The 24199-nt window shown below is 64.3% G+C and carries 19 protein-coding genes; 10 read left to right on the forward strand and 9 right to left on the reverse strand.

Annotation, left to right across the window (positions count from 1 at the left end; translation table 11 throughout):
• Positions 1-34: 34 nt before the first annotated feature.
• The 3 genes from rpe to NKH99_RS20745 form a co-directional block, all read right to left on the reverse strand.
• Complete coding sequence (gene rpe / locus NKH99_RS20735) at positions 35-712, reverse strand: ribulose-phosphate 3-epimerase (protein WP_352684086.1); 678 nt, start codon at positions 710-712, stop codon at positions 35-37.
• Positions 713-932: 220 nt separating this feature from the next.
• Positions 933-4715, reverse strand: a complete 3783-nt coding sequence (locus NKH99_RS20740; protein WP_353015236.1) for a DUF7929 domain-containing protein — start codon at positions 4713-4715, stop codon at positions 933-935.
• A 10-nt stretch (positions 4716-4725) separates the two neighbouring features.
• Positions 4726-6687: a hypothetical protein gene (locus tag NKH99_RS20745; RefSeq protein WP_353015238.1), complete on the reverse strand. Its 1962-nt coding sequence runs from the start codon at positions 6685-6687 to the stop codon at positions 4726-4728.
• A gap of 570 nt (positions 6688-7257) precedes the next feature.
• Here NKH99_RS20745 and dnaK point away from each other — a divergent pair.
• The 6 genes from dnaK (at position 7258) to NKH99_RS20775 (ending at position 13065) form a co-directional block, all read left to right on the forward strand.
• Entirely contained in the window at positions 7258-9174 is a 1917-nt protein-coding gene (gene dnaK / locus NKH99_RS20750) for a molecular chaperone DnaK (RefSeq protein ID WP_023679851.1), read from the forward strand.
• Positions 9175-9388: 214 nt separating this feature from the next.
• On the forward strand, positions 9389-10519 hold the full coding sequence (gene dnaJ, locus NKH99_RS20755; RefSeq protein WP_023679852.1) for a molecular chaperone DnaJ: 1131 nt from the start codon (positions 9389-9391) through the stop codon (positions 10517-10519).
• Between the two features lie 117 nt (positions 10520-10636).
• Positions 10637-11242 (forward strand): phospholipid N-methyltransferase PmtA, encoded by a 606-nt coding sequence (gene pmtA, locus NKH99_RS20760; RefSeq protein WP_023679853.1) that lies wholly within the window; start codon positions 10637-10639, stop codon positions 11240-11242.
• 60 nt (positions 11243-11302) lie between these two features.
• Positions 11303-11899: an NADPH-dependent FMN reductase gene (locus NKH99_RS20765; protein ID WP_352457268.1), complete on the forward strand. Its 597-nt coding sequence runs from the start codon at positions 11303-11305 to the stop codon at positions 11897-11899.
• On the forward strand, positions 11896-12609 hold the full coding sequence (gene pyrF / locus NKH99_RS20770; RefSeq protein WP_353015240.1) for an orotidine-5'-phosphate decarboxylase: 714 nt from the start codon (positions 11896-11898) through the stop codon (positions 12607-12609). The genes NKH99_RS20765 and pyrF overlap by 4 nt, the downstream gene beginning before the upstream one ends.
• Before the next feature lie 168 nt (positions 12610-12777).
• Positions 12778-13065 (forward strand): DUF1330 domain-containing protein, encoded by a 288-nt coding sequence (locus NKH99_RS20775; RefSeq protein ID WP_353015241.1) that lies wholly within the window; start codon positions 12778-12780, stop codon positions 13063-13065.
• On the opposite strand, the gene NKH99_RS20780 is transcribed toward NKH99_RS20775, so the two are convergent.
• From NKH99_RS20780 to NKH99_RS20805, 6 genes are all read right to left on the reverse strand, one after another.
• Complete coding sequence (locus NKH99_RS20780; RefSeq protein ID WP_353015243.1) at positions 13062-14120, reverse strand: D-alanine--D-alanine ligase family protein; 1059 nt, start codon at positions 14118-14120, stop codon at positions 13062-13064. The genes NKH99_RS20775 and NKH99_RS20780 overlap by 4 nt on opposite strands.
• A gap of 270 nt (positions 14121-14390) precedes the next feature.
• Positions 14391-15272, reverse strand: a complete 882-nt coding sequence (locus tag NKH99_RS20785) for an SMP-30/gluconolactonase/LRE family protein (protein WP_353015246.1) — start codon at positions 15270-15272, stop codon at positions 14391-14393.
• Positions 15272-15910 (reverse strand): 2-dehydro-3-deoxy-6-phosphogalactonate aldolase, encoded by a 639-nt coding sequence (locus NKH99_RS20790; protein WP_353015249.1) that lies wholly within the window; start codon positions 15908-15910, stop codon positions 15272-15274. Before NKH99_RS20790 ends, NKH99_RS20785 begins: the two co-directional genes overlap by 1 nt.
• The gene (locus NKH99_RS20795; RefSeq protein WP_502900091.1) at positions 15907-16857 is read right to left on the reverse strand and encodes a 2-dehydro-3-deoxygalactonokinase; all 951 of its coding nucleotides are present in this window, start codon (positions 16855-16857) and stop codon (positions 15907-15909) included. Before NKH99_RS20795 ends, NKH99_RS20790 begins: the two co-directional genes overlap by 4 nt.
• Entirely contained in the window at positions 16857-17624 is a 768-nt protein-coding gene (locus tag NKH99_RS20800; RefSeq protein WP_353015254.1) for an SDR family NAD(P)-dependent oxidoreductase, read from the reverse strand. Before NKH99_RS20800 ends, NKH99_RS20795 begins: the two co-directional genes overlap by 1 nt.
• 132 nt (positions 17625-17756) lie before the next feature.
• A complete protein-coding gene (locus NKH99_RS20805; protein ID WP_353015257.1) occupies positions 17757-19559 on the reverse strand; it encodes a GtrA family protein in 1803 nt (600 codons plus the stop codon).
• Positions 19560-19688: 129 nt separating this feature from the next.
• Between NKH99_RS20805 and NKH99_RS20810 the strand changes: the two genes are divergently transcribed.
• The 4 genes from NKH99_RS20810 (at position 19689) to NKH99_RS20825 (ending at position 23935) form a co-directional block, all read left to right on the forward strand.
• Complete coding sequence (locus NKH99_RS20810; protein WP_352472814.1) at positions 19689-20696, forward strand: glycosyltransferase; 1008 nt, start codon at positions 19689-19691, stop codon at positions 20694-20696.
• Between the two features lie 8 nt (positions 20697-20704).
• Complete coding sequence (locus NKH99_RS20815; protein WP_352472815.1) at positions 20705-21079, forward strand: GtrA family protein; 375 nt, start codon at positions 20705-20707, stop codon at positions 21077-21079.
• A 217-nt stretch (positions 21080-21296) separates the two neighbouring features.
• Positions 21297-22238: a glutathione synthase gene (gene gshB, locus NKH99_RS20820; protein WP_353015260.1), complete on the forward strand. Its 942-nt coding sequence runs from the start codon at positions 21297-21299 to the stop codon at positions 22236-22238.
• 167 nt (positions 22239-22405) lie between these two features.
• The gene (locus tag NKH99_RS20825) at positions 22406-23935 is read left to right on the forward strand and encodes a YifB family Mg chelatase-like AAA ATPase (RefSeq protein WP_353015269.1); all 1530 of its coding nucleotides are present in this window, start codon (positions 22406-22408) and stop codon (positions 23933-23935) included.
• Positions 23936-24199: the final 264 nt, after the last annotated feature.

Consider the following 24199-nt stretch of genomic DNA (forward strand, 5'->3'; position numbering starts at 1 on the left):
CCCCGAGCGGCTGTCTCCGGCCGAACGGCGGCGGTCAGCCGGCCGCCTTGTCCGCCGCTGCCCTGATTGCCTCGATGTTTGCCCGATAGGCTGCGACGCTGCCGCCCTTGAAAATGGCCGCACCGGCGACCAGCACGCTGGCGCCGGCGGCGGTGACCAGGGGCGCAGTTTCCGGCGAAATGCCGCCGTCGATCTCGATCCGGATCGGCCTGTCACCGATCAGCGCCTTCACCCGCTTCACCTTGTCTACGACCGCCGGAATGAAGGCCTGACCGCCGAAGCCCGGATTGACCGTCATGATCAGGATCAGATCGAGCCGGTCGAGCACGTATTCGATCATCGTCTCCGGTGTCGCCGGGTTGAGCGACACACCGGCCTTCTTGCCAAGGTTTTTGATCGTCTGCAGCGAGCGGTCGAGATGCGGCCCGGCTTCGGCGTGCACCGTGATGCCGTCGCAGCCGGCCTCGGCGAAGGCGGCCAGATAGGGGTCGGCGGGGGCGATCATCAGATGGCAGTCGAAGAAGGCCTTGGTGCGGTTGCGGATCGCCTTGATCACCGGCGGCCCGAAGGTGATGTTGGGGACGAAATGCCCGTCCATGACGTCGAGATGGATCCAGTCGGCGCCGGCGGCCGCCACCGCCTCGACCTCGTCGCCGAGCTTCGAGAAATCGGAAGCCAGCACCGATGGCGCGATCAGGGTTTTTTTGCTCATGACGCGGTCTTCCCGAACGCCTCGGTTTACGGCCCCTCTGTATCGCCTGCCTAGACCATGAGTCGAGTCCGGAAAGTGGAAGCCGGTTTGTCCTTCCGCTGATGCCACGGCTTCAGGTTTTCGCTGCTCTTTCATCTGCCAGCCAAAGAAAAACCCGCCGGATCGCTCCGGCGGGGTTTTCTTGATCGAATGATCACCGTTTTGAAGTTCGCGTGCGATCCTATTGCTCGAGCTGCGGCTTGCGCCTTGGCAGCTGCTGAAGAACATCTGGATTCAGCAGCAGGCTCGGTTTGCGGATCGGCTGGCACTGGCCATTAATCGGCCGCGCGCCCGGTGCGCACTCCAGCCGCGGTTTGCGGCAGGCGCCGTCGCGCAGCTCTGTCCCACGCGGGCAGACGCAGACGCCACGCTTGTTGTGGATCTGACCAGGTATCGAGCACTCCACCACAACAGGCTTCTTGCGCCTGCAGGCATTGCCTTGCACTTCCGTGCCTTTTGGGCAGACGCAATCGCCTCCGGCGTCGTGGATCTGGCCGCGGATGGTGCACTGCTCCGGCTTCGGCTGGATTGGCCGGCAGACATTGCCCCTGACTTCCGTACCCCGCGGGCAGACGCAATCGCCAGCGGCGTTATGGATCTGGCCCCGAATGGTGCACTGCTCGGGTTTCGGCTGGATTGACCGGCAGACATTGCCCCTGACTTCCGTGCTCCGCGGGCAGACGCAATCGCCTGCGGCGTTATGGATCTGGCCCCGAATGGTGCACTGCTCGGGTTTCGGCTGGATTGGCCGGCAGGCATTGCCTTTGACTTCGGTGCCCCGCGGGCAGACGCAATCGCCGGCAGCGTCGTGGATCTGGCCACGGATGGTGCACTGCTCGGGCGGCTTGCTGCCCACGCAAGCGCCGTTCTCCAGCTCGGTTCCGCGCGGACAGACGCAGCGTCCGTCTTCGGTACGGATCTGGCCTTTGAGCAGAACGCAAGGTTTTGGCTTCGGCACGATGACCGTGCCGCCCCCGGACGAGCATTGGCCATTGCGGAAGGTCGTGCCGGGCGGGCAGACGCAGTTGCCGGCGTCGTTCATGACGAAGCCTTGCGAGCATTCCTTCTTCACCTCATTCCTGATGGTGAAGGGATGGCAGGCATAGGCCTTGCCGCGATCACCCTGCACGTCGGCCGCACCGCGGGACAGCACGTCGCCACCGCCTTGCACCGGCGTGTTCGGGGACAGCACGCCGACACAGTTCTGGCCGTTGACAGTGCCCTGCAGATTGGCCAGACGGCCATCGTCCGGAATGATCACGGTCACCGTGTGCACGTGGCTTTCCCCGGCGCCGAGCGTCAGTTGGGCGATGCAGGACAGAGGCAAGATTGCCGGCTCCGGCGAGCAGCCGAAGGGCGGATCGATCGAGGTGATCGCAACGCCTTCCAGCCGGCCGAGGCCTTCGACGCCGATCGCATCGCCGAGGCGAACCGGACCGGAGAAGGCGCTCGCGCCATCGTTCGTGATGGCGATCTCGAACGAGCAGGGCTGGCCGGGCTTGCACTCGGCATCGCCGGTCTTCTCGACGCGGATGGTCGAGGCGCCGCCGCCCTTGGCGCAGGCCTGGCCGATCGGATAGACGATGTCGTCTCCCGGAGCCGGGCCGTAGGAGCCGCGTGCGCAGTTCTCGAATTCGCCGTTCGCGGCAACCGTCACGTCGAAATGGCGGCTGGTTCCAGGCGTCATGACGGCGCCGGCAAGCTGGCACGACAGCGCATTGGCCGGAACCGGTCCGCAAGTCCATTCCGCGCCGTCTGGGGTGACGGTCTGGATCTGGACCGGCGCTCCGCCGGCTATCAGCGTCGCGGCATCGTTGACCCGTACCGGACCGGTCGGGGCAGTGGTGCCGAGGCTGATGACGGTAATGCGGCAGGAAACGACCGCAGCACCGGCCAGCGAACCATTGCAAACCTTGGTGATGCGCAGGGCCGGCTGGCCGGCATTCGGATGACGGATGCGTTCCTTGGTGCAGGCCCTGTTGTTGGTGATGTGTTTCTCACCGGGAATAGCCTTCACCTCGGCGCAGTTCTCGACACTGTCGGGCCGGTAGTTGGCCGGCATCACCGCCCTGACGAAGATCGGCGTCGAGGCGCCAGGCAACAGCACGATGCCGGCATTGTCGCAGCGGAACTGGCCGGGGCCGTTCGGTCCGCATGTCCATGGCGGCGTCGGGCCGAAGGTCGAGGATGCCGGCACGCCGCCCGGATAGGTATCGACGACCGTCAGCGGCCCATTATAGGGGACGCTGCCATTGTTGATTATGTCGACCACGAAGGTGCAGACGCCATCGGCCGAACAGAATTCGGTGCGGGCGCGCTTCTTCAGGATCAGGTCGACCTTCTTCTCCACCGGCGGCCGGCAGTTGCGGTCACGATCGCCACGCCGGCAGACCGGGATCGAAGCACAGCCGCGATCGTTTTGCTGGCTGCCGAAAAGCGGCTTGCCGCTGGCGCCGTAATTGTAAGTGGCGCAGTTGCGCAAGGCGCTGCCTCGCCAGCCTGCGGCCAGCTTGAAGCCGAGCTTGAGGTCGACAGAGGCACCCGGATTGAGCGTGGTCACCGGATGAGTGCAAATCATCGGGGTGGTTCCAGGCGCGCAGACCCAAGGCGGGTTCGGCCCTGAATCGAGGGTGGAGCCGGCCGGCAGGGTGACTTCGTTGAGCACGATCTTGCCGTGGTAGGGTGCATCGCCGACATTGGTGACCCTGATGGTGAAGTCGCAGCCGCCACCCATCGTGCAACGTTGCACGTCGGCGCGCTTTTCGACTTTCAGATCCGGTTCCTTGTCCTTCGGTGGGCAGCGCTGATCACGCGGGATGACGATATCGACAGTCTGCGTACAGCACAGGCCCCAGCCCTCCCTCGGGCCGGCATAGGTTTCGATACCGGTGACGACGATGTGGATGACGTCGCCGGGTGAAGCGCCGACGATCTTCCAATTGAGCACACCGCCGCCGGCCGGCACCAATTGCGTGTCGGGAATGATGGTGACGCCGGGTGTGGTCGTCGAAAGCTGCACCCATTTGCCAGCCATCTCTGGGCCGACCGGCATGTGGTAGATGAAGGCGCCGCCGCCGGGCACGCAATCGACCGTGCCGCGCTCCACCTTGAAGCATTCCTTGCCGGGAGGTGGAGGCGGCGGGTTGCACCTGGTGACGTCGATCTTGATCGAGGTCTTTGCGCCCGTGAGATAATTGCCGTCGTCCGGCTTGCCCGGATCCTGCGACGGGATTTCGACGCCGGCGCTGCGTTCGCGGCTGACCTTAAGCACGCCCTGGTTGTGAACGGTCGTCGGCGACGGAAACGCCGCATGGTCAATCTTGGCGGTGATCTGGAAGGTGACGACGCGCTCGTTCGCAGCGCCGATGCCGTCGAGATCGCTGGCGGAAATCCGGAAATCGGACACCGTCGCGGTATCGTCCGGGCCAGCCGAACTGCTGATCGCAGCACCAGGCAGCGGTCCGCCGGACGCATCGGTGCCGTCGCCAGTCACATGCACGCCGACGATGCGCAGGCCGTGCGGGAGCTGGTCCCTGAAATCGAGCCTGACCTTTTTCAGCATGGCGGCGAGGTCCGGGCTGGCAAAATCCTGCGGATTGCCGCGCAAGCCAAAGCTCATCGAGTATACGACATAGTCGCAGCCTCTCTGGGTGCCTTTCTTGGTGAAGAAGGGCACGATCCGGCCCGGCTCCGGATTGACGATGCGAGGATTGTCGAAATCGAGCCTGGGATCTGGAACGGCAGTGTAGATGCCCGCATCGGCAGGCTTGGTCTTGGCCGGAGCAAGGTCTTCAGCGAAGCCTTGCAGCGGGCTCAGCATGGCGACCGCGATACCGGCCGCCATCAGCCAGCGCGCGCCGCGCCTGGCGAGTGACAGGGGTTTCATGATGGTCTCCATGACGAATGATTGTTTGCCGGTTGATGGGCTGCTTGTCGCAGGCGGGAAAAATGCGAGATTGCTCATCTTCCCCTCCTCACGGTTCGCAGCTGACGGCTGGGGTTCTGAGCCGCAAGGTCATCTTGCAGCAAGGGTAGTAGCCACCCTTGTCGCTATCGGACTGCCTGTAGAAGCAGAGCCCGACATCGACCGTATCGCCAGGGTAATGGCCGGTGATGCCGATCGTGTATGGCGCGCCGGGCGCATGCGACAGAGGTGAAGTCACCCCAACGCCAGGCGTCCTGGACAGAGCCTTGATCGAATCGCCGCCAAAGCCGGCATGGTCATGGAGATAGAGATCGGCCTCGAGGCCGGAGGGCGTGCAGAAATACCTGACATCCTCGACATCAAGGCAAGGAGGCAGATTGCCGGGGGGCGGAAAGTCCGGCGGATAGAACGGTGGCAGATAGCCGCCCGGCACCTGCTCGTAATAGCCGGCACGGCCTTCGCAGGGGCGCCAGACCTCGACGTCGCCGACATGGCCTTCGACTTCCGGGTCTTCGAAATAATTGTCGAAGTCGACGAACCACGAGCCAAAAGGCGGCATGTTGGCCGGCTTGACCAGTGCCGTCGGCGTGATTTGCACGCCGTGCACGGCGAGCGGCCCGCCGGCTGCGAGTTGTTCGGCAAGCTCCGGGTTGTCGCGCAACTTGTCGCCGGTATCGACCAGCGTGTCGGTGCAGACGCCGGTATCGAGATTGCCTTCGGCATCGTAGCCATATTGCAGGTCGAGGCCGCCGGCCGACTGTCGGTTGTTTTGCGGGAAGCCGACCGCATATTCCTGCGGCACTTCCACCCAGGCCGATTCCGTCGCCGGATCGTCCGGAACTTCGCGCCAGTAGCGGATGACCTCACCCTTGCCGGAATCGGCGAACTGGCTGTAGTCGTAGCGGTTCTCCACCGGGCCGCGCTGGGCCAGGTACATGAAGCCTTCGTTGTCGAAGGCGATGTCGGTGACCGCGTAATCCTTGTCGGCCTTGACCGTCAGTTCCCAGCGCGGGTCGCCGGCGAAACTGCCGTCGCCGGCAACGCCTACCGACCAGATCTCCGCCTTATCACCGACCGAATAATAGAGCCGGCCGCCACGATAGGCGACCGACCAGACGCGGCGCTCGTCCTGCGTGTAGCCCCAGCTGTCGGGGTCCTCGCTGTCGAAGGCAGCACCCTGGATGTCAATCACCGAGCCGTCGTCGGCAACGGCGGCAAGCCCGTGCGCCGGGCGACCGGCTATGCCGTGGTCGAACGTGTCGAGCAGCGCGCCATTGGCGTCGATGCGGTGGATGAGGCCGGTGTCGAGATCGCTGGCGAAGAACTGGCGGTGGATATTGTCAAAAGTGACGTCGCCGATGCCGGGACCGCTATTGGCGTCGATATCGGCGAATTTCGAGACGGCGCCGGTGATGCCGTCGATCTTCCAGATCGTTCCGGGGCCGCCGCCGTTTTCGGTGCCGAACTGGCCGTCCATGAAGACAGCGTCAGCCGTGCCGCGGCGCTGCCGCTCCGGCCGGCCGTCGGCGTCGCCGTCTGGCGTGACTATGCGGATGCCGTGCAGCGACGTGGCGCCGGCATAGAGGTTTGGAATGGCCGATGGGACGCCGTCGCGCACGCCGTCGTCGTAGGTGATGCCGAACACCTGGCCGATTTGCCCGGCTGTGACCTCGAACGGTGGCGGGGTGAAGACCAATTGGCCAGACGCCGGCCCGCCCAGCCTTGAGACGTCGAAGATGCGCAAGGTCGCGCGCGCCGTGTCGATGAAGGTTTCGTCGACGGGATCGACGCCCGGCGGCAGGCCTTCCTCGAAATTGGGAATGATGGTGCCGGAGAATCCGGTCATTGCCATCGAGCCGGGATAGATGATCCGGGTTTCCTGAGCCTGTGCCGAGCCACCGAGCCAGAGCCCAGCGGCGAGCGCCAGGATCGACAATCCGCTGGCAGCCTCGATGGCGCGGCGCAAACGGCCGGCACGAGAGCGCACGAACGCGCCGTGGTCGCAAGACATGGATCTCCCCCCACAGGTCATGGGAGAAACATCCGGTCCCGGCGCGCAAATCAGGGCAAGGCGCGGCGTTCCGGCACGTTCATCCCTGATCGAATTGTCTGCTTTCCTCAACGTCACGATACGCCTGGGTCCGCGCAGGGTCAACGGAACCGGCGAAAAGCCCAGCGCATCGACCCGGTCCCGAAGGCGATGGTCGCGCTGAGCTCCTGCTGTTCCCGGAGACCATGGAGCCTCTGGATCTGTGGTCATGGGGCTTTCCTTTCCGGGGCCGCACCACGCGGCACCTGAGCATCAGTCGCGGGGCGAGGCGGAAAGGTTCATGGGCCGGGGGCCGGCCCGGCTGGATCACCGCCGAAAATACGGGCCTGCCGGTCCCGAATCCGATCAACCGCGATGAATGGTGAACGCCTTGCGCAGAATGCTTGCGCGCCACGCAGCCTGTTCTTATATACGCGCCAAGCCGTCCAGCGCCGAATGCCGGTTGCCGGAGCGGAATTTCTTGTGAACAGGGGCTTTCGTCGGAACGCCTGTACGGGTCCTGAGAGCCTGCTTAGCGGAGAGATTAGAGAAATGGCAAAAGTAATCGGTATCGATCTGGGAACAACCAACTCCTGTGTCGCCATCATGGACGGCAAGGAATCCAAGGTGATCGAGAATGCGGAAGGCGCCCGCACGACCCCTTCCATCGTCGCCATCAACAGCGACGGCGAGCGCCTCGTCGGCCAGCCGGCCAAGCGCCAGGCGGTTACCAATCCTGAGAACACCATTTTCGCGGTCAAGCGCCTGATCGGCCGCCGCTACGACGATCCGGTGACGGAGAAGGACAAGAAGCTTGTCCCCTACAAGATCGTCAAGGGCGACAATGGCGACGCCTGGGTCGAGGCCGGCGGCAAGAAGCAGTCGCCTAGCCAGATCTCGGCGATGATCCTGCAGAAGATGAAGGAAACGGCGGAGGCCTATCTCGGCGAGAAGGTCGAGAAGGCAGTCATCACCGTTCCGGCCTATTTCAACGACGCCCAGCGCCAGGCGACCAAGGATGCCGGCAAGATCGCCGGCCTCGAAGTGCTGCGCATCATCAACGAGCCGACGGCGGCAGCACTTGCCTATGGACTGGACAAGAAGGAAGGCAAGACGATTGCCGTCTATGACCTTGGCGGCGGCACGTTCGATATTTCGGTGCTCGAAATCGGCGACGGCGTGTTCGAGGTGAAGTCGACCAATGGCGACACCTTCCTCGGGGGCGAGGATTTCGACATGCGTCTGGTCGAATATCTGGCGGCCGAGTTCAAGAAGGAACAGGGCATCGACCTGCGGAACGACAAGCTCGCCCTTCAGCGCCTCAAGGAAGCGGCTGAAAAGGCCAAGATCGAGCTGTCGTCCACCACGCAGACCGAAATCAACCTGCCCTTCATCACCGCCGATGCCACCGGCCCCAAGCACCTGACGCTGAAGCTGACGCGGGCGAAGTTCGAGAGCCTGGTCGAGGATCTCGTCCAGCGCACGATCGATCCTTGCAAGGCGGCGCTCAAGGATGCCGGCCTGAAGGCCGGCGAAATCGACGAAGTCGTCCTGGTCGGCGGCATGACCCGTATGCCCAAGATCCAGGAGATCGTGAAGCAGTTCTTCGGCAAGGAGCCGCACAAGGGCGTCAACCCGGATGAGGTCGTCGCCTTAGGCGCCGCTATCCAGGCCGGCGTGCTGCAGGGCGACGTCAAGGACGTGCTGCTGCTCGACGTGACGCCGTTGTCGCTCGGCATCGAGACGCTGGGCGGCGTATTCACGCGGCTGATCGAACGCAACACGACGATTCCGACAAAGAAGAGCCAGGTGTTCTCCACGGCCGAGGATTCGCAGTCGGCGGTGACCATCCGCGTCTTCCAGGGCGAGCGTGAAATGGCCGCCGACAACAAGGCGCTCGGCCAGTTCGATCTGGTCGGCATCCCGCCTGCGCCGCGCGGCGTGCCGCAGATCGAGGTCACCTTCGACATCGACGCCAACGGCATCGTCAACGTCTCGGCCAAGGACAAGGGCACCGGCAAGGAGCACCAGATCCGCATCCAGGCGTCCGGCGGCCTTTCGGACGCCGACATCGAGAAGATGGTCAAGGACGCCGAGGCCAATGCCGAAGCCGACAAGAAGCGGCGCGCGCTGGTCGAGGCCCGCAACCAGGCCGAGGCGCTGGTGCATTCCTCGGAGAAGTCTCTGAAGGAATACGGCGAGAAGGTTTCCGAGGCCGACCGCACGGCGATTGCCGATGCGATCGCGGCGCTGAAGACCGCTGCCGAAGGCGACGATGTGACCGAGATCGAGGCCAAGACGCAGACGCTCGCCGAAGTCTCGATGAAGCTCGGCCAGGCCATGTACGAGGCTTCGCAGAAGGAAGCCGCCGAGGCCGACGCCAAGGCTGATGCCGCCAAGGACAGTGACGTCGTCGATGCCGACTTCGAGGAAATCGACGAAGACGACGAGAAGAAGAAGTCGGCCTGAACCGCCTGACGGTACAGGTAAGGGAAAAAGCCCGGCGCACAGCCGGGCTTTTTTGCAACCCTTTGCCGGAAAAAACGCTGAGCTGCCCGAAAAAATGCGGACAAAGCCTCGTAGACACTGGCATCGCGGCTCCATCACACCTAAATCGGAACAGCGTGCCGGCAAACGACGCAACGATGCTTCAAGACGTTGACTATCCGGACTGCGGGAAAACATGAAAGCTGATTTTTACGAAACGCTAGGCGTGCAAAAGGGCGCCGACGAGAAGGAGCTCAAGAGCGCTTTTCGCAAGCTCGCCATGCAGTTCCATCCCGACCGCAACCCAGGCGACCATGCCTGCGAGCACAAGTTCAAGGAAATCAACGAAGCCTACGAGACACTGAAGGACCCGCAGAAGCGCGCCGCCTATGATCGCTTCGGCCACGCCGCCTTCGAGCACGGCGGTATGAATGGCGGGGCGCAAGGCTTTGGCGCCGGCGGCTTCGCCGACATTTTCGAAGACATTTTCGGCGACATGATGGGCGGGCGCCAGCGCCGCTCGTCCGGCGGCCGCGAGCGCGGCGCCGACCTGCGCTACAATATGGAAATTACGCTGGAAGAGGCATTTTCCGGCAAGACCGCGCAGATTCGGGTGCCAGCCTCGATTTCCTGCTCGGAATGCTCGGGCAGCGGCGCCAAGCCTGGCACCCAGCCCGTCACCTGCTCGATGTGCAACGGCCACGGCAAGGTGCGCGCCACGCAAGGCTTCTTCTCGATCGAGCGCACCTGCCCGCAATGCCAGGGGCGCGGCCAGACCATCAAGGATCCGTGCCCGAAATGCGCCGGCCAGGGCCGTGTCACCGAGGAGCGCTCGCTGTCGGTAAACATCCCTGCCGGCATCGAGGATGGCACCCGCATCCGGCTGGCCAATGAGGGCGAGGCCGGCCTGCGCGGCGGCCCGTCGGGCGATCTCTACATCTTCCTCGCGGTCAAGCCGCACGAATTCTTCCAGCGCGACGGGGCCGATCTTTATTGCAAGGTGCCGATCTCGATGACGACGGCAGCGCTTGGCGGCTCGTTCGAGGTGACGACACTGGACGGTACCCAGACGAAGGTGAAGGTGCCGGAGGGCACCCAGAACGGTCGCCAGTTCCGCCTCAAGGGCAAGGGCATGCCTGTGCTGCGCCAGCCCAATATCGGCGATCTCTACATCCAGACCGTGGTTGAGACGCCGCAGAACCTTTCGCGCCGTCAGCGCGAATTGCTGGAGGAATTCGAGCAGCTTTCCTCAAAGGACAATTCGCCTCAGTCGAGCGGATTTTTCGCCCGCATGAAAGACTTTTTCGAAACGTTCGGCGAGCACTGAAGCTGATCCCTGGAAAACGCTTCCCGAGCGTCATCAACACCTTATCCGGGGATTCGCCTTGTCTTGCACCTCGTAACTGCTAAGTAGCATGCGAGGGAGCGTTGAGGAGGACTTTCAATGACGCGTAGTCCCGGACTGCGAAAGACGCTGGCGGAAAAGTTCGACGACGAGCTGAAGTTCTTCAAGGGCTGGATCGACAAGCCGAAGGCGGTCGGTTCGATCGTCCCGACCAGTTCGATCACCGCAGGCAAGATGGCCTCGATCGTCGATCCGACATCCGGCCTGCCGGTGCTCGAGGTCGGGCCCGGTACAGGCGTCATCACACGCGCCATCCTCGCCCAGGGCATTAAGCCTGAGAATCTCTACGCGGTCGAATATTCCACTGATTTCGTGCGCCATCTGCGCCAGCTTTATCCAGGCGTCAACGTCATCGAGGGCGACGCCTTCAATCTCGACGCGACGCTCGGCGACAAGCGCGACCTGATCTTCGATTCTGTGATATCGGGCGTGCCGCTGCTCAATTTCCCTGTCGCCCAGCGCATCGCCTATGTCGAGAGCCTGCTCGACCGTATCCCGGCGGGCCGGCCGATCGTGCAGCTGACTTACGGGCCGCTGTCGCCGATCCCGCCGGGCCGCGGCGACTATACGGTCGAGCATTTCCATTTCGTCATCCGCAACATTCCGCCGACGCAGCTTTGGATCTACCGACGCGGGGCCGCATGAATTGAAGCGTTGGGTTTGAATAGCACTTGTCTTATACCGTTCGGGTGACAAGGCGGACCCATGGCTGTGATCCCGAAAATTCTCGTCGTCGCCGGTTCGGTGCGCAGCGGCGCCTATAGCGGCAGGACCGCCGACGTGGCACAGAAGGAACTTGCCATGCAGGGCGCCGAGGTGACCCGCATCTCGCTCGCCGACTATCCGCTGCCGATCCTCGACCAGGATTTGGAAAAGGACGAAGGCATTCCCGAAAACGCCGTCAAGCTCGGCCGGATGATCGCCGCCCATGACGGGCTGCTGATCGCGACGCCCGAATATAACGGCTCCATTCCGCCGCTGCTCAAGAACAGCATCGACTGGGTGAGCCAGCTGCGCAAGGATGGCGGCCGGACGTTCAGGCCGCTTGCCGGCAAGGTCGCCGGCCTCTGCTCGTCTTCCAACGGACCCTTCGGCGGGATACGCTGCATCAACCATCTGCGCGCCGTTCTGGTACGCTGCCGGATGGAGGTGGTGACACCGGAATGCTCGGTGCCGGAGGGCGGCTACGCCTTCGACGACGAGGGCAAGTTCAGGGACGAGAGACTACGCCAATCGATGGAGCACCTATGCCGAACGCTGATCGAAACCTCGCGCATGCTGTCGACGCGGATCGAGGCATGATCCCGGACGCCGCGCATGCCGACACGATGCAGGAAAGGCTGATCGTCGGCCTCGACCTGCCGACGCTGAAGCAAGCCGAGAAAGCGGTGCGCGAGCTCGACGGGATCGTCTCCTTCTACAAGATCGGTTACCAGCTCGCCTTTGCCGGCGGGCTCGACTTCGCCCGCGAGCTGGCCAGCGGCGGCACCAGGATCTTTCTCGACATGAAGCTGCTCGACATCGATAACACCGTGGCCAAGGGCGTCGAAAACATCGCCAGGATGGGCATGAGCATGCTGACCATCCATGCCTATCCGAAGACGATGAAGGCGGCGGTCGAGGCTGCCAGGGGCAGCGACCTTTGCCTGCTCGGGGTCACCGTGCTGACCTCGATGGACGAGCAGGACGTGATCGACGCCGGCTATGAGTATGATCCGCATACACTGGTGCTGAGGCGCTCCGAGCAGGCGCTGCATGCCGGCATGGGCGGCATCGTCTGCTCGGCCGAAGAAGCCGAGGCGGTGCGCCGCATCGTCGGCCCCGACCTGGCAGTGGTGACGCCGGGAATCCGGCCGAAGGGCAGCGACCATGGCGACCAGAAGCGGGTGGTGACGCCGGCGCAGGCGATCCGCAACGGCTCCAGCCATCTCGTCATCGGCCGGCCGATCGTCGGAGTGGCCGACAGGCGGGCGGCGGCGGAAGCGATCCTCGATGAAATGCGCTCGGCCTGAGGACCAATTCCGAAACTTGCTCCTGCAGCCGTCTGACGGCGTTTTCTCCGCTTCCGGTGCTCACGTACTTTAAGTACGCTCCGCTCCGGCACTCGAAAACACCCCCAGCCATCTCACCGGAGCGACTTTCAAAATCGGTCCGCACGGCCAAAAACCAGGAGAAATACCATGCCCAAGGGATACTGGATCGCTCGCGTCGACGTGCGCGATGCGGAAGGCTACAAGGACTATGTCGCCGCTGCCAAACCGGCCTTCGACCGCTTCGGCGCCAAGTTCCTGGCGCGTGGCGGCGCGCATGAGAGGGCCGAGGGGCCGGGCCGCGACCGCAACGTGATCATCGAGTTTCCGTCGCTTGCGGCGGCGCATGACTGCTACCACTCGCCCGAATACCAGCGCGCCGTCGCGATCCGCCAGAAGGTGGCCGAGGGCGAAATCGTGCTGGTCGAGGGGATTTAGGCGAGAAGCCGGTTCACCGCTGCCTCCGCCATCGCATCGGCGAGGCTCAAGCCCCATTGCTGGCGACAGTAATCGCGGAAATCGAAGCAGGGCAGGCCGGGGCAGACCTCGAACTCGATGAGGTGGACGCTGTCGTCGGCTTCGACCCGGAAGTCGATGGAAAAGACGTCGCGCAGGCCAAGCCCGACCATCAGGCGTTCGGCGATGCGACGAATTCTTGCATCGGCTTCAGGCTGGCTGCCGGCGACCGGCAGCAGCACCGGCTCGGTACATTTTCCCGCAGCTTTCGCCGCTGCGCCGGTATCGCCGTAAAGCGCCAGGCTGTCCGGCATGGTCTGGAAATCGCCGCCCGAATCGACAAAGGCGATGCCGAGCGCCTCGACGCCGGTATCCGGCCGCAATCCGAGAAAACTGGCGCGCGCGTTGCGGCCGGCGACATAGGGCTGGACGATGACATCGTCGCGATAGGCGGCGAAGACGCGCCGGCTAAGCTCCAGCGCATGGCCGAGATCGTGGCAGTGCGAATCCGGCCAGATGCCGATCTTGGCGCCGAGCCGGTTCGGCTTGACGAACCAGCCGGCAGGCGAGGCCGGTGGCGCGACCAGCCAGGCGCCGTCACGGGCAAGGCCCGCCCGTGGCATCGGCAGGCCAAGCGCGCCGAGCACGGCGCCGGACCGGAACTTGTCCTGACAGAGCGCGAACAGCGCATCGTCGGCGCCGATCGCCTTGAGGCCATTCAGCCGTGCCAGAGCCGGTGCCGCGCCGCCGCGGAAATAGGCGACGCCGTCGGTCAGCGTCCAGACAAGCGTGGTCTTCGGGTCCTCGCCGCCGAGAAGGCTTGCGGCGTCGTCGAGCGCCAGCGGGGCAAATGACAAGCCGCGCTTCTGGCAAGCGGCGGCAAGTGCATCGAATTCAGCAGCGAAGTCGGTCGATTGCGCCAGATAGGAGGCGATTTCGGCGGCACGCTCCGGCACGTGGTTATCGGCGACCAGCCGATCGAAGCAAGCCTTTTCTGGCTCGTAGACAAGGATCAGCTTCGGCTCGCGGCTTGACATGATCGAAACGATTTCCCGGCAGCACGATTGCCTAAAGCAATTCCAGGAAAAGTGTGAAACGGTTTTCCGTCCGGAATTGCGTCAAAACAAAGAGATAGAGCGTTTCAGCGTTCCCGCGAAACGATGAACCGTTCTAGCATCGCACGGCGAATGCATTCGGCTTTCGCGGAACCGACGTCAGCCGGACGCCTGCACGACAGCAACGGCGCCATCTTCCTGGTTGACCATGATCTTTTCCGAAAACCGGTTCCCACTTTTCGGGATCATGGTCTAGCCAATCAGCACGCGTGGCTCGAAGCGACCATTGACTGGAATGTCGAGCATGAATGTCATGCCGGCTTGCGGGTCGAGCAGGCGCTGCTTCTCGCTTTTGCCCGACCAGGCGGAGGTGACCGCCAGCCGGTCGGCATTCCTGCCGACGAAAGCCGGACAGGAAGGCTGCGTCGCCGGCATCGCCACCGAACGGACGAGCTTGCCGTCGGGTCCATAGGCTTCGACGACGCTGCCGCCCCAGCAGGCGTTCCACAATATGCCGTCACGGTCGAGCACCGAACCATCGATATAGCCCTTGGCCGAACGGTGGTCGACGAAGACCTTCGGTTCGCCAACCGGCAGTCCGGTCACCGGATCGCAGCCGACGCGCATCAACAGCCCGGTGCTGGTGTCGGTGTAATAGGCAATCGTCCCATCCTCGGAAAAGCAGATCGAGTTGGGCACAGTAATGTCGGCATAAAGCCGGCGCAGCTCGCCCTTGAAGAACCAGTAGATCGAACCGGCACCCTTCTCCTCGCCCTTGCCCATGGTGCCGACCCACAGCGCGCCGCAAGGGTGAACGCGTGAATCGTTCGAGCGGGTGACCGCATTGTCGGCCTCGATCGGCGTGTGCAGCGTCAGCTTGCCGGTCGCGATGTCGCGGACATGCAGACCGGTCTCGGTGGCGATCAGCTGGCGTTGGTCGTCGATGATGCAGATGGCGCTGGCCATCTGACCGAGCTCGTGGATTTTGACGGCACCGCCCGACAGGCGCTGTTCGAGGAGCTGGCCGTTGACGATGTCGAACCAGTAGAGCGTGTCGGTGGCAGGGTCATAGCTTGGTCCCTCGCCGAGTTGGCAGACATGGTCGGAAAAAACCGAAACGATGGTCTCGCTCATCATGCCGCTCCAAACGCCGCGTCCCAGGCCTGAACTGCGGCTTTCGCTCGCGCTGCCACTTCGTCGACGCTCATGCCCGGCTTGAAGAGGCTGGAGCCAAGACCGAAGACGCTGACGCCGGCTGCCTTGTAGCCGGCAAAATCCTTATCTGAAACGCCGCCGACCGCGCCGACCAGCACACTGGCAGGCAGCACCGCGCGCATCGCCGAAATGCCTGCCGCGCCAAGCACGCTCGCCGGGAAGAATTTCAATGCCGAGGCACCGAGCCGGATTGCTTGAAATGCCTCGGTCGGCGTGAACACGCCGGGCATCGTCACCATGCCGTAGTGCATGGCCCGGCCCATGACCTCGGCATCGATATTGGGGCTGACCAGCAGCCGCCCGCCGGCCTGGTGCAGGCCGTCGACATCGGCGGCGCTGAGCACCGTGCCGGCACCGACCAAGGCTGTTGGAGGAAGCGCTCCGACAATGCTGGCGATGGAGGCGTAAGGATCGGGAGAGTTGAGCGGCACCTCGATCGCTTCGACACCGGCGCCGAAGATCGCCTGGCCGATCGCCACCGCCTCGCTTGGCTTGAGGCCACGCAGGATGGCGACCAGACCCCGCTCGAGCTTTGGAAAAGGTGCGGTTTCGGTCATGCGGCAACTCCATTTCCGGCGATCATGCCATTTTCGCGCGCGGCTTCGGCAAGACCGGCACGCACCGCCTCGTCGGCGTCGACCACCCTGACCGCGAGCCCGGCAAGGCCGAGCGCGTCGGCATAGAGCTTGCCGAGTGCGCCCGACGCGATCAGCACGACGGGCACGGCACTTGGCCCATAACGGCGATTTGCCGAAGCGATCTCGCCGCCGATCAGCAGGCCGGACAGGCAGGCGGCGGCATCCTCGGGCTTCAGATCCTGCAGCAGGCTGGCGGCGCGGATCGAGAACAGTCTTGAAACGATGTCACCGCCTTCGGCCAACGCCTTCAGGCACCACTCCCGGAAAAATGGATTTTCGGCGGCAACCGGCTTCGGCGGCTCGCCCAGCGAATGGCGCAGGATCGAGTGCGCGGCCAGCACCGAAAACAGCTCGCCGGTCGGCCAGGTGCCGAAACCGGCAACAGAGCCGTCCTCGACCAGCACCCATTTCGAATGGGTGCCAGGCATGCAGACGAGATGGCGTCCCTTTGCCGGCAAACCGGCGCCGGCAAGCTGCGTCTCCTCGCCGCGCATGACATCCGGGGCGTCGGCCAGACGCTGGGCAAGGCCAGGCACGATGCGGATGTCGCGGCGCTGGCCGGGGATGCGGGCAGCGCCGGCGAGAATAGCGCCGATCGGCGCCGGCACGCTGACATAGGGCGCCTCCAGCCAGCCCTGGCGCGAACCGGCCATGCCGCAAATGATGACCGGCAGCGCCTCGGCTGCGCCCAGTGCAGCCAGATGCCCTTCGAGAATGGACGAAAATCCTTTAGCCTGGGCGGTGATCAGTCCGTCATCGCCGCGCCGCTCGGCGAGAACCTTGCCGGCGCCGTCGAGCAGCCAGACCCTCATACGGGTGGTGCCCCAGTCGACGGCCGCGACGGAAGCTGTCTTGCTCGATGAGATCACAGGAACCCCCCATCGACGATCAGCATCTGCGCGGTCAGCATGCGTGAGGCATCCGACGCCAGGAACAGCACAGTGCCGACAATGTCTTCCGGCTGCATCACCTCTTTGATGCACTGTTTGGCGACATGAGCGGCGAGCGCTTCTTCGGTGACCCAGAGCTTTCTCTGCCGCTCGGTGATCACCCAGCCGGGCGCGATCGCGTTGACACGGATGCCGTCGACGCCGAGCTTGCCGGCAAGACCCTTGGTGAGACCGACGATGCCGGCCTTGGCGGCGGTGTAGGCCGGCATATCGGGATGGTTGATGAGAAACGAGGTCGAGGTGAAGTTGATGATCGAGCCGCCGCCGGCCCGCTTCATGCCCGGCGCCACCGCCTGTGCGCTGAAGAAATGCGGGCGCAGGTTGATGGCATGGTTGTTGTCCCAGAACGCCACCGTGACGTCTTCGACGGCATGACGGTCATCCTGCGCGGCATTGTTGACCAGCACCGTCACGTCGCCATGCGCCTCTGCAGCTTTGCCCGCCGATAGCCGCAACGCCTCGATGTCGCGTATGTCGGTCTTGAGATAGAGCGGCCGCCGACCCAGCTCCTTGTCTAACCGATCGGCCAGCGCCACACTCGGACGGTCCGCGATATCGATGAAGGCGACGTTTGCCCCCTGGCGGATAAATCCCTCGGTCAAGGCGGCGCCAATGCCGGAGCCGCCGCCGGTGATGAGTACCGAAGCGCCTTCGAGGTCGGCAAAGCGCGCCGATGGCATCATGAAATTCTCTCCCGGTCCAATAATCGCGGTCGGCCGGCGCGCATCCTATCCAGCCGTGTCGGGTGGGCAAGGGCGAAAGAGTGGATTGTCAGGACTTATGTCCGACAAAAGGCCGCACGGGCCGCCGATCGATCAGCTGCCCAGCCGGACGCGGTACAATTCGACGGCGGCTCCGCTGGTCCCGGCAACCGGCTCAAGCCATTCCGGCACGCTGCCGCGCATCAGCCCGGCAAGAAAGCCTGCCGGCGCCTCGGCTGCGAGGAGCTTGCTTTCGGCGCTGCCGGGGCACAGCGCGACGAGGCCGGCGTGATGATCCGCCAGGATGATCCTGGCATCGGCATCGGACCCAAGGAAGGCATCGAGCGCCAGCAGGTTGCCGGCGACATTGCGATGATAAGGCCCGGCGAAGACGCGATGTCCGGAATAGGCCAGGATAGGCGATCCGAGATTGGAAATTGCCAGCACGGTGGTGCCGGGCAGGCGGCCGAGTGCCGCAAAGGAGGCCATGCGCTGGCAAGCGACATCGGCGCCGTCGCCATTATCGGCGGCGGTATTGCTGTCCTCGAAGGCGACCGAGGTTGCCGCGGCAGCCCCAGTCCAGACGGCATTCACTGAAACCAGCCAGACGGCGGCCATGCGCAGCGCCACGCCGCGCGACGGGCTGACCTCTGCCCGTTGACGCCATTTGGCAATCCAGGCGGCAAGCGGGATGACGGCGAAGGCGATCGAGAATGTCGAACCGCGCACCTGCCAGGCACTGACGATGAAGGCCACGACAAGCAGCGCGCCGACAAGGCTGTCCTGCCGCCGCCAGCCGCCACGGCCAAGGCGAAGCGCCATCAGCACGAGCGCGATGAGCGGCGTGGCATAGCGCGCCACCACCCCGGCCGGATCTTCAGCGAGCAGCTTGAACAGCGACTGCGCCTCGTCGATGTGATCAAGCCATAGCTCCTTGAGGCGCGGATCGAGGTTGGCGTAGGGCGCTGCCAGGCATTGTGGGAACAAAAAGACGATGACAGCGGCCAATACCAGGGCAAGCAGGCCAAGCGAGGCGATGCGCCGTTGGCGCGTGCGGCCGGCGGGCTCGATCGACGCTATCGCCGCAAGGCCGGTTCCGGCAATCGCCGCGACGACGAACTGCACGGCCGAGAAGGCGTCGCATTGCGCCTGACCCCAGGCAGACGGCGCAATGGTGGCGACAAAGACGAGAGCGGACACGCCGGCAAAGCCGAGGCCGAAATCCCGGGCGATCAGCCTCTCGCCATTGGCGCCGAGGGCGAACAGCATGGCAACAGAGGCGCCGATGGTGGCCACATAAGGCGCGGTCTCCATGCCGACGGCCAGCATCAATCCGGTGCACAGGCCGGAGAGCAATGCCGCCGGCCCGCGCGTTGGCGCTTCAAGCAACAGGCTCAGGCTGGCCATGCTCAGCATCAGCTGGACATTGTGGTGATCGAGCGCGCCAGGCGAAAAAATGCCGAGGAAATACAGTGCGGCAGCGCCGATCACGACAGCGGGCAGCACGGCGCTGTCACCGGCAAAGCTGCGCGCGGCGCGAGCCGTGAAAAATACGGTCAGGCAGAAGAGCAGCGCCGGCCACAGCACTTGCGCAACATTCTCGGCAAAGGCCGCGCTGCCGGTCAGGGCCGATACGGCGATGATGATGGCGGCGATCGGCGCATCGACCAGCCGCGACCAATGCATGACGAAACCGCCTTCCAGGCCCATCCTGTACTGGTGGAGATCGAACCACCTTTGGCCGGCCAGCATGTCGCGAACTTCGACGAGGCGCAGCAGATTGTCGTTGTCGCCGCCGGCATTGGTCAGTGCCGGGAAGCCGGCAAAGGCATTGACGGCAAGCGCCAGCGCCGTGGCAAGCAGCGCCAGCGCGATATCGGACCTCCAAATGGAGGCGCCATCGTCGGCTGTGCTCATATCGGGACCTTTGGAAGGAATACGGTGCGGTTTAAACCTAGCCTTAACAGCTTCAATAAATAGTAAAGCCGCCCGAGCGAGGCCGGCGTTTGAGCGGTCAGGGGCCTTACAGGGCATCCGGAGACGAAAATGCCACAAGAAGTGCGCCATGAGCCGAGCATCGCCGTGCTCCTGCCTTGCTACAATGAGGAGCTGACGATCGGCGAAGTGGTGCGGCGCTTTCGCGAAACGCTGCCTGCCGCCGCGATCTATGTCTACGACAACAATTCGCGCGATCTGACGGCGCTCCGAGCCCGCGCCGCCGGCGCCATCGTGGTGCGCGAGCCGCGCCAGGGCAAAGGCAATGTCGTGCGCCGCATGTTCGCCGACATCGAGGCCGACATCTACCTGATGGCCGACGGCGACGGCACCTATGCACCGGAGGACGCGCCGCAACTGATCAACACGCTGCTGACCGAGCGCTCCGACATGGTGGTGGGCACCAGGCGCGGCGTCGCCAACGACGCCGGCAGGACAGGCCACGCCTTCGGCAACCGCATCTTCAACAGCCTCTACAAACGTTTGTTCGGCTCGGACTTTACCGATATCTTCTCGGGTTACCGCGCCTTCACCAGGCGCTTCGTCAAGAGTTTTCCCGCCGTTTCCGGCGGTTTCGAGATCGAGACCGAAATGTCGGTGCACGCCTCGCAGCTCAAATTGCCGGTCAGCGAGATCGGACTCGACTATGGCCGCCGGCCGGAAGGCTCCTCGTCGAAGCTGTCGACCTTTCGCGACGGCGCGAAGATCCTGTGGATGTTCGCCATGCTGATGAAGGAGACGCAGCCACTGCGTTTCTTCGGCGCTTTTTCGGTGTTCTTCCTGGCATCAAGCCTGTTTCTGATGGCGCCGGTGCTGATCGAGTTCGCCGAAACCGGGCTTGTGCCGCGCATGCCGACGTGGGTGCTGTCGGTCGGGCTGCTGCTGCTGTCGATGCTGGCGGCGGTGACCGGGGTAATCCTCGATTCGGTGTCGCGCGGCCGGGCCGAACAGAAGCGCATCTTCTATCTGTCGATGCCTTCCGGCCGCGTCGAACGCGAACGCGCAAGTGCGCTCGCGACTTTGAAGACCGGACCGCGCAAGACCCCGCGGGCGGCTTAGAGCCCTAAATGGGACGCCTCGCCCGCTTCATTGTCGCCGGCGGCATCGGCTTCGTCGCCGACGCGGCGGCGCTTTGGCTGGTGTTGGCGATAGCGCCGCTTGGCCCCTTCGCGGCTCGCATCATCTCGATCGGTTTTGCCTTGTCCGTCACCTGGCTGATCAATCGCCATCTGACCTTCTCGCCTTCCAGCCGCGGCGTCGCGCAAGAGGGCGCACGCTATGGCGGCGTCGGCATCGCCACCAGCCTCGTCAATTATCTCGTCTATTGCGCCATGCTGTTCGCGCTGCCGATGGTGCCGCCGCTCGTCGCCCTTGCGGTCGCCTCGCTGGTTGCCATGGCGCTGTCCTTCCTCGGCTATTCCAAGCTGGTCTTCGACCGCTGAACGCACATCGCATTGGGGTCTGCGCCAGAAGCGCAGCCTCATCATGACCTTGGCCGATTGGCAGAGGCCGCCGATTTCCTTATATCGCTCTCGTCGATGCATCGGCCCGAAAAATCGGAATCGATTTTCGGAAAGCGCGATGCATGGATTCAAAGTGTTGGAGCGTATGTGCGTCCAGGTGGACGCACGTTCGTTGCAACTGCGCCGGAGAGCACCCATGCCCCTGAAAGTCGCCGTCCAGATGGACCACATCTCTACCGTGTCGATTGCCGGCGACACGTCGTTTGCGCTGTCGCTGGAAGCGCAGCGGCGCGGCCACCAGCTGTTCCACTACACGCCCGACCGGCTGTCGCTGCGCGAAGGCAAGGTGTTTGCCCGTATCGAGGCGATGCAGGTCCGCGACGAGAAGGGCAACCATTATTCGCTGGGCGAGAAGGTGCGCACCGATCTTGGGGAGATGGACGTCATCCTTTTGCGGCAGGATCCGCCCTTCGATATGAACTACATCACCACCACGCATATCCTCGAGCGCATCCATCCGAAGACGCTGGTGGTCAACGACCCGGCCTGGGTGCGCAACAGCCCGGAAAAGATCTTCGTCACCGAATTTCCCGACCTGATGCCGGACACGCTGATCACCAAGGACCCGCTCGAGGTCGCCGCCTTTCGCAAGGAGTTCGGCGATATCATCGTCAAGCCGCTCTACGGCAATGGCGGCGCCGGCATCTTTCACCTGCACGAGGCCGACCGCAACCTCGCCTCGCTGCTCGAAATGTTCGGCCAGATGTTCCGCGAACCCTACATCGTGCAGCGCTACCTCAAGGAGGTGCGGGCTGGCGACAAGCGCATCATCCTGATTGACGGCGAGCCTGTCGGCGCCATCAACCGCGTGCCGGCCGAGCATGATTCGCGCTCCAACATGCATGTCGGCGGCCGCGCCGAAAAGACCGAATTGACGGAACGCGAACGCGAGATCTGCGCCCGCATCGGCCCCGCGCTGAAGGAGCGCGGCTTCATCCTCGTCGGCATCGACGTCATCGGCGACTACATGACCGAGATTAACGTGACCTCACCGACCGGCATACGCGAAGTGCAGCGCTTCGGCGGCGCCGACATCGCCAGCCTGTTCTGGGATGCCGTGGAGGAGAAGCTCAACTAGCGTACATTGCTTCTGGAAGCGGCCGCGTTCCGGACCATTGCAGCCGTTGCGCTCAGCTGTTCCCCAAATGTTCTTGCCTTCGCCGGAAATCTGTGGTTGTCTCCGGTGACGCCGTTCGCGGCATGATCGCAAAGGCTTGGGGCAAAGCCTGCATCCGGGGTGAAGACATGGTGGCGCGGGTTCGCACGGTTGCTTTCCAGGGCATCGAGGCCGTGCCAGTCGACGTGCAGGTGATGATCGCGCCGGGCAAGGTCAACATGCACATCGTCGGGCTGGCCGACAAGGCTGTAGCCGAAAGCCGCGAGCGGGTGCAGGCAGCGCTGCATGCATCCGGCCTGTCGATGCCGTCGAAGAAGGTCACCGTCAATCTGGCGCCGGCCGACCTGCCCAAGGAAGGCAGCCACTACGATCTGCCGATCGCGCTCGGGCTGATGGCGGCGCTCGGCGCCATTCCGGGCGACATGCTGGCCGGCTATGTCGTGCTTGGCGAATTGTCGCTCGACGGGACCATCGCCGCGGTGGCTGGCGCGCTGCCGGCGGCAATCGGTGCCAACGCCGAAGGCAAGGGCTTGATCTGCCCGTTCGCCTGCGGGCCGGAAGCGGCCTGGGCCGGCAAGGACTTCGACATATTGGCGCCGCGCAGCCTGATCGCCATCGCCAATCATTTTCGCGGCACGCAGGTTCTGTCACGGCCGGAAGCCGGCATCCATGCCGCGGCGCGCGACCTGCCCGACCTTGCCGACATCAAGGGCCAGGAGACCGCCAAGCGGGCGCTGGAGGTGGCGGCCGCCGGCGGCCACAATCTTTTGATGGTCGGACCGCCGGGGTCGGGAAAGTCGATGCTGGCGCAGCGGCTGCCGTCGATCCTGCCGCCGCTGGCGCCCAGGGAATTGCTCGAAGTCTCGATGATCGCCTCGGTGGCCGGCGAACTCGGCGAAGGAAAACTCACCGACCGGCGGCCGTTCCGCGCGCCGCATCATTCGGCCTCGATGGCGGCGATGGTCGGCGGCGGGTTGCGCGTGCGGCCGGGCGAGGCTTCGCTTGCCCATCACGGCGTGCTGTTCCTCGACGAATTTCCCGAATTCTCGCCGCAGGCGCTCGATGCACTGCGCCAGCCGCTCGAGACCGGCGACTGCATGATTGCGCGCGCCAATCATCGCGTCACCTATCCGGCGCGTATCCAGCTGGTCGCGGCGATGAACCCGTGCCGTTGCGGCATGGCCGGCGAGCCGGGCTATCGCTGCCTGCGCGGCGATCGCTGCCGCACCGACTACCAGGCGCGCATTTCCGGCCCGCTGCTCGATCGCATCGATCTCAGGATCGAGGTGCCGGCGGTCTCGGCCAGCGATCTGATCCGGCCGGACCGGGCGGAGAAAAGTGCCGCCGTCGCACTACGTGTTGCCCGCGCCCGTATGATCCAGCGCGAGCGCTTCGAGCGGCTCGGCGCGACCGCCACCACCAACGCCCATTGCTCGCCGTCAGTCATCGAGGAGATCGCCATGCCCGATGCCGCCGGCCTGTCGCTGCTGAGGGATGCCAGCGAAAAGCTTGGCTTTTCCGCGCGCGCCTATCACCGCGTCTTGAAGGTGGCGCGGACCCTGGCCGATCTCGAGGCCAGCGAGACGGTCGGCCGCATCCATCTGGCCGAAGCGATTTCCTATCGCATGAGTTCGGAACGGATGGCGCAGGCGGCGTGACGTTCCCCTCCCCCTTGAGGGGAGGGTGGCCGCGAAGCGGCCGGGTGGGGTCGCCGGTGAGACGCTCGGCCTGTCGCATTTCGAAACCGACCGAGGTGCGGAGCGTTGCGATGCTCCTCCTAAGGCGCACCGTCAGAAGTTGTGTGCGTCAAGTTCTGCAAAATGGCGTGGCATTGCGGTGACGTCGGCGTGTCCGCCGCGCAGCCCCCGTGTTTAGCGGAGCGGCGGACACATGACGGTGCTCAGGCGGCCAAGGCCCTCAGG

This window comes from Mesorhizobium sp. M0854 (genome assembly GCF_040319815.1).
Lineage (GTDB): Bacteria > Pseudomonadota > Alphaproteobacteria > Rhizobiales > Rhizobiaceae > Mesorhizobium.